This window comes from Bacillus sp. 05T31, from assembly GCF_056396725.1.
Genome location: NZ_JBFTMA010000263.1, coordinates 1 through 5,309, shown reverse-complemented (window position 1 = coordinate 5,309; position 5,309 = coordinate 1). Strand labels below are relative to the sequence as shown.

6 protein-coding genes are annotated in these 5,309 nt (G+C 35.5%); 5 read left to right on the top strand and 1 reads right to left on the bottom strand.

Annotated elements, in window-relative coordinates; genetic code table 11:
• The first annotated feature begins 117 nt into the window (after nucleotides 1-117).
• Nucleotides 118-1,149 carry a hypothetical protein gene (locus AC1DJR_RS16395; protein WP_477003034.1) on the top strand — a complete coding sequence of 344 codons (1,032 nt, stop codon included), beginning with the start codon at nucleotides 118-120 and terminating at the stop codon, nucleotides 1,147-1,149.
• A 163-nt stretch (nucleotides 1,150-1,312) separates the two neighbouring features.
• Here the strand turns inward: AC1DJR_RS16395 and AC1DJR_RS16390 are convergent, their stop codons facing one another.
• On the bottom strand, nucleotides 1,313-2,707 hold the full coding sequence (locus tag AC1DJR_RS16390; RefSeq protein ID WP_477003033.1) for an O-antigen ligase family protein: 1,395 nt from the start codon (nucleotides 2,705-2,707) through the stop codon (nucleotides 1,313-1,315).
• A gap of 329 nt (nucleotides 2,708-3,036) precedes the next feature.
• Here AC1DJR_RS16390 and AC1DJR_RS16385 point away from each other — a divergent pair, with 329 nt between their 5' ends.
• The 4 genes from AC1DJR_RS16385 to AC1DJR_RS16370 form a co-directional block, all read left to right on the top strand.
• Nucleotides 3,037-3,825 carry an enoyl-CoA hydratase gene (locus tag AC1DJR_RS16385; protein ID WP_002010905.1) on the top strand — a complete coding sequence of 263 codons (789 nt, stop codon included), beginning with the start codon at nucleotides 3,037-3,039 and terminating at the stop codon, nucleotides 3,823-3,825.
• Nucleotides 3,826-3,962: 137 nt separating this feature from the next.
• Entirely contained in the window at nucleotides 3,963-4,283 is a 321-nt protein-coding gene (locus AC1DJR_RS16380) for a hypothetical protein (protein ID WP_002010902.1), read from the top strand.
• A 17-nt stretch (nucleotides 4,284-4,300) separates the two neighbouring features.
• The gene (locus AC1DJR_RS16375; RefSeq protein ID WP_002125566.1) at nucleotides 4,301-4,627 is read left to right on the top strand and encodes a nucleoside triphosphate pyrophosphohydrolase; all 327 of its coding nucleotides are present in this window, start codon (nucleotides 4,301-4,303) and stop codon (nucleotides 4,625-4,627) included.
• A 203-nt stretch (nucleotides 4,628-4,830) separates the two neighbouring features.
• On the top strand, nucleotides 4,831-5,309 hold a 479-nt coding region (locus AC1DJR_RS16370; RefSeq protein ID WP_477003032.1), incomplete at its 3' end, for a zinc-binding metallopeptidase family protein.

Below are 5,309 nucleotides of genomic sequence, written 5' to 3'. Positions count from 1 at the left end.
GATTCATTCCGTCCGAATGTATGGACTGCTTTATTTACTGCAGTATTACTCGTATATAGCGTGTTACATTTAACGAGTATTAGTGAGTTTTTATACTTTAATTTCTAGGTGGAGAATATGAAAAACAAACATTGGCTTATTTTCGTTTTTGTATGTGTTTTTGTTCCTCTGGCAGGTGTCGGGATATTTAATAGCTATATAGATTCACTTTGGTTATTCCCGCATAAAAATAAGTGGAATGATGTTCAGTACGGGTTTAACGAGAGACAACAGAAAACAAATTATATAACGTACCGTCCGTTTACATATGATGGAGTTATACTTGGAAGTAGTAGAACGACTTTTATTAACGAGAATGACTTCACCGGGTTAAACGCATTTAATTATGCGGTCAGCAGTACAGATCCGCGTGAGTATGATGCATATATTGAATATGCAAAAGAACAAAAAGGTAGTGRACTCGAGTYTATTGTACTTGGTTTAGATTTCCTTGGAACGAACAAAAATAGGGAAATTGGTTTTGATAAACCAGAAGCGTATATTAAKCAGGCGCAAAGTTTATTGTATCCRATTAAATCGTATRTAAGTATGGACGGGATTACTTATTCAAAGAATACAATTGCAAATTCCACCCATCATAGTACGAATCTTGACCGGTACAATCGAGAGAATATAAAATCGATGCGCGATTATACGAAAGAAGAACGTGATGCGCAAATAGCGGCGCAAGTAGATAAGTTTAGTAAAGAGATTTATGGCGGGAATTATGAGTATCAAAATATGAAAGAAATATTAGGAACAGTAAAGGCTCATAATCCGAACACGAAGTTTTATATTTTTACAACGCCTGTTTCAGAGCCTCTGTTCCGTACGATGATTCAATCAGGGCGATGGGAAGATTATAAAAAATGGCTTCATGACGCTGTAGATGTATTTGGAGAAGTGCACCATTTCATGTATCTTAATTCCATTACAACGAATTTAGATAACTATATGGATGGGCATCATTTCAGACCGGAAGTTGGAAAGTTGATTGCGCATAAAGTTGTAAATGAGGAAGATAGCAACGTCCCGAAAGACTTCGGTATTGTTATTACGAAGGATAATATTGATGAGGTGTTGGAGGAGATTCGGGCGTCTTTTCAATAGGGGAAGCTTGAAAGGCTAGATCATATTTGATCTAGTCTTTTTTTGTAGATTGCTGCTTTATCAAACTTTGTCGGTAAATCGATATCTTCTGTAGAATCATTAATATAATTTCATGTATTACTTTCAAAAGAAAAAGCAGCATCCAAATGGATGCTGCTTCACTTTATTCTACCTCTAAATCAACAATTAAGTAAGCGAGTATAACAACGAAGAAAATACTAACGGACGGCGCTGTTAATACGTGGCCGGACATAAAGCCGATTCCAAGTGATAGTACAACGGTGCTAGCTAATAGCATATATTTCACAGTTAATATTTTCTTAAAGTTTGTTATGATGCTGAGTAATAATTTAATACCGAAGTAAAGGAATGGTATGAAGTAAATAAGAGAACCGATGATTCCGAATGCAAAGAATATGTCATGGAAGTCCATTTCGATTAATTTAATTTTAACCGTATAGTTACCAGCATAGCCCATTCCGAATAATTTTTGTGATAGTGGTGCGTCTTTATAGTATTGTTTGTATACTTTTAAAAACTTATCGCGATCACTGTAAATTAAACTTTTGACCTCAGAGTCTGTTAGCTCACCTTTTGCATGTTTTTTCTCTGCGTCAGGATCTTCTTTAATTATTTTTCCTTCTTTTCTATCTTTTTCTTCTTGTACTGATTTTTTGTATTCGTATATTTGCATGTGGATGCCCATATTTTTTGCGATAGGAGTATGCGGTGTAAGGGCAATTAAACCTCCTAGTATAATAGCGGCAACAACTGTATTTACGAGATATGTGAATCCTTTTCCTTCTTTTTTGCGATGAACCATATATTCAATGAATGAGAATAAAAGTGCCACGCCAAGCGTTAGAACAATTGCACCATATCCTACTTTAGTTCCGACCATAATACTTGCATACATCGCGAGTATTGTTGGAATCCAGTAATAGATTTTCGAGAAAGAAGTTGTTTTATGAATCGAATAGAGCACTACGATTGGGAACATAATTGCAAAAATAGAACTTAAATCATTTCCAGCAAAGAACCAACCTCTTGAACCGATCTTTGAGTGAGGGTAGCTTGGGAAATCTGTACCAGTTTGCATTGCAACAATTAGTGTGATGCTGAAAATTAAAGTTGCATATAAGAAATATGTAATGATTTTATGAGATGCATATTCTTTATTTTTTAACTCTTTAAAGACGATAATATATCCAAACAGTAGCACAATTGGATATATGCTTTTTAAAATAAATTTCACTTCTTCGCCAAATGAAACTGGAGATTTGACCATCATATTATTTACAAGACCAATTGCTAGTACGATCCCGAGTAGGCATAAATAGAGAATGTACTTTTTCGCTCCATGTTGTTTTCTATGAAGAAGTAGATAACCTAATGCAAGAAGMATAAAGGCGAAACGGACTACGATTCCAACTGTTGCGCTCATGTGTAATACATAGATTGAAAAAGACGTTAATAAATCTAAAATTGGTTGAAACACAATGAATAGCAATAGGAAATGCGGGAAGTAGTTATCCGTTTGTTTCAACTTATTAACCATATATTCCTCCATTTCTTCATTCCTTTAGTTCAATACCCAAGAGATGGGGATAAAAGCCTTATTTACATAATAAGGCGAATGAATTTCAATATTTGTTTTTTTGCATCAAACTTAAGAATACACCATTTCATTGTAATGGTAAATAGATGAAAAGCATGGATAAACCGACTTTAATTTCTATATTTTTTAACGAAATTGTATGTTTTATACGGAGATATATACAAATTATGAGGATATTAGACAGAAAATTGAGAAAAAAGAAGGATTTTTAACATGCTTTCTATAATTATATAAGTATAATCTTTATGTTGAAAAGAGGGGTATATATAATGGAAGTAACAAGTAAAACGGAATCTGTTGTTGTGAAATATGAAGGGCGCGTAGCAACGGTTATGGTCAATCGTCCAGAGGTTTTAAATGCATTAGATGAACCAACGTTAAAAGAGTTATTACAAAAGTTGAAAGAAGTGGCGGAAAGTTCTGTTCACGTTGTTGTGTTGTGCGGAAGTGGCCGTGGTTTTTCTGCGGGTGGAGATATTAAATCAATGCTTTCAAGTAATGATGAAAGTAAGTTTGAAGGCATCATGAATACAATTTCTGAAATCGTTGTGACGTTATATACGATGCCAAAGCTTGTTATTAGTGCAATTCATGGGCCGACTGCTGGACTTGGATTAAGTATTGCATTAACAGCTGATTATGTCATGGCAGATATATCATCAGTTATTGCGATGAACTTTATTGGAATCGCTTTAATTCCAGATGGTGGCGGCCATTTCTTCCTTCAAAAGCGCGTCGGTGAAAATATGACGAAGAAAATCATTTGGGAAGGGAAGAAATTATCAGCGACAGAAGCGTTAGATATTGGTTTAATTGACGAAGTAATCGGTGAGGATTTTCAAACGGCTGTGAAGCAAAAAATTAATGAATGGTTACAAAAACCAATCAAGGCGATGATTCAAACGAAACAAATTTTATGTGAAGTGAATCGTTCTAATTTAGAACAAACGCTTCAGCTCGAAAAGCGTGGTCAATATGCGATGAGACAAACAGCGGACCATAAAGAAGGTATTGCTGCTTTTCTAGAAAAACGTTTACCAGCATTTAAAGGGGAATAAAGTGAAACTTTAATCCGTGGGGATTTGTTTATCCCCCGCGGATTATTAGTCTTACTGCCCGTTAATTCGAGATAAAGGGAAGAAAGTGCTAACACATTTTAGTATAATTGTGTTAGCACTTTTTTTAGGAGTAATAAATGAAGAAAATTATCGGTGTTATCGTTATTATTTTACTAACATATTATGCTTTGCATAGTACACCATCTCTTGCGGTACGGACTGCATTATTCTTTGAGGGACATCCAACTGTTGCTTTCTCTGGTGAAGTGAAGAAAGAACGGGATGTGAAAAAAGAGGCGATTCCTGATGAGTACCAAACCTTATACGGTGATAAGAAAGAAGAACCAGAGCATTACTTCTTTCCGGTAGTAAAGGCGCACGGATCAGGAATTGATATGTTAAGTGCTTGTGTGAAAAAAGAGTGGTTTTTCTATAAAGCAGAGCTTGGGTGTTATTAAAAGTGGGAGGAAAAGTGATGTCAACTTATAACAGATTAGTAAGAGATCGTGTCCCAGAGAAAATTTTGATGTCTGGAAAAACATATACAGCACAAAAATTAACAGGACAAGCTTACATACAAGCGTTAGCGAAAATTGGTACAGAAGAAATTCGTGAATTTGCTTCGATGAAAGAGCGTGAACATGCGCTAGATTCACTTGCAGATGCACTTGAAATTATTATTTCATTAGCGCGTGCAGAAGGTGCAACAATGGAAGATGTAGAGCTTATTCGTAAGCAGAAAGAAGAAGAGCGCGGCGGATTTACAAGAGGGATTTATTTGATGGACGTTTCGGAAGAGTAGTTTTATCCCGCTATTTGCGGGCTGATTAAAGTTTCACTTTATAGAAAAAGCACAGTGTTAATGGAGATAATGCGGTGCTTTTTTGTCATTGAGATTAGGATAAAGTGAATTTTATTATAATTTAGAAAATTAAACTATATGAGTAGAGGTTTTATCGTAATTTCGCTATACTAAATAGTAGAGAAAATGAGGAGGAAACGACAATGGCACATCATACGAAAGAAACGATGGAACTTATTAAGGAGCTTGTCTCTATTCCAAGTCCATCTGGAAACACGGCGAAAATTATTAGTTTTATTGAAAATTATGTAAGTGAGTGGAATGTAGAGACGAAGCGTAATAATAAAGGCGCTCTTATTTTAACGGTTAAAGGAAAGAATGATGAGCAGCATCGTTTATTAACTGCACACGTTGATACGTTAGGTGCGATGGTGAAAGAAATTAAGCCTGACGGTCGTCTTCGTCTATCTATGATTGGTGGATTTCGCTGGAACTCTGTAGAAGGAGAATATTGCGAAATTGAAACGTCAAGCGGTAAGAAATATACAGGTACAATTTTAATGCATCAAACTTCTGTCCATGTGTACAAAGATGCAGGGGAAGCGAAGCGCGATGAGAAAAATATTGAAGTGCGTATTGATGAGCGTGTCTTTTCAGCAGATGAAGTACGTGAGTTAGGAAT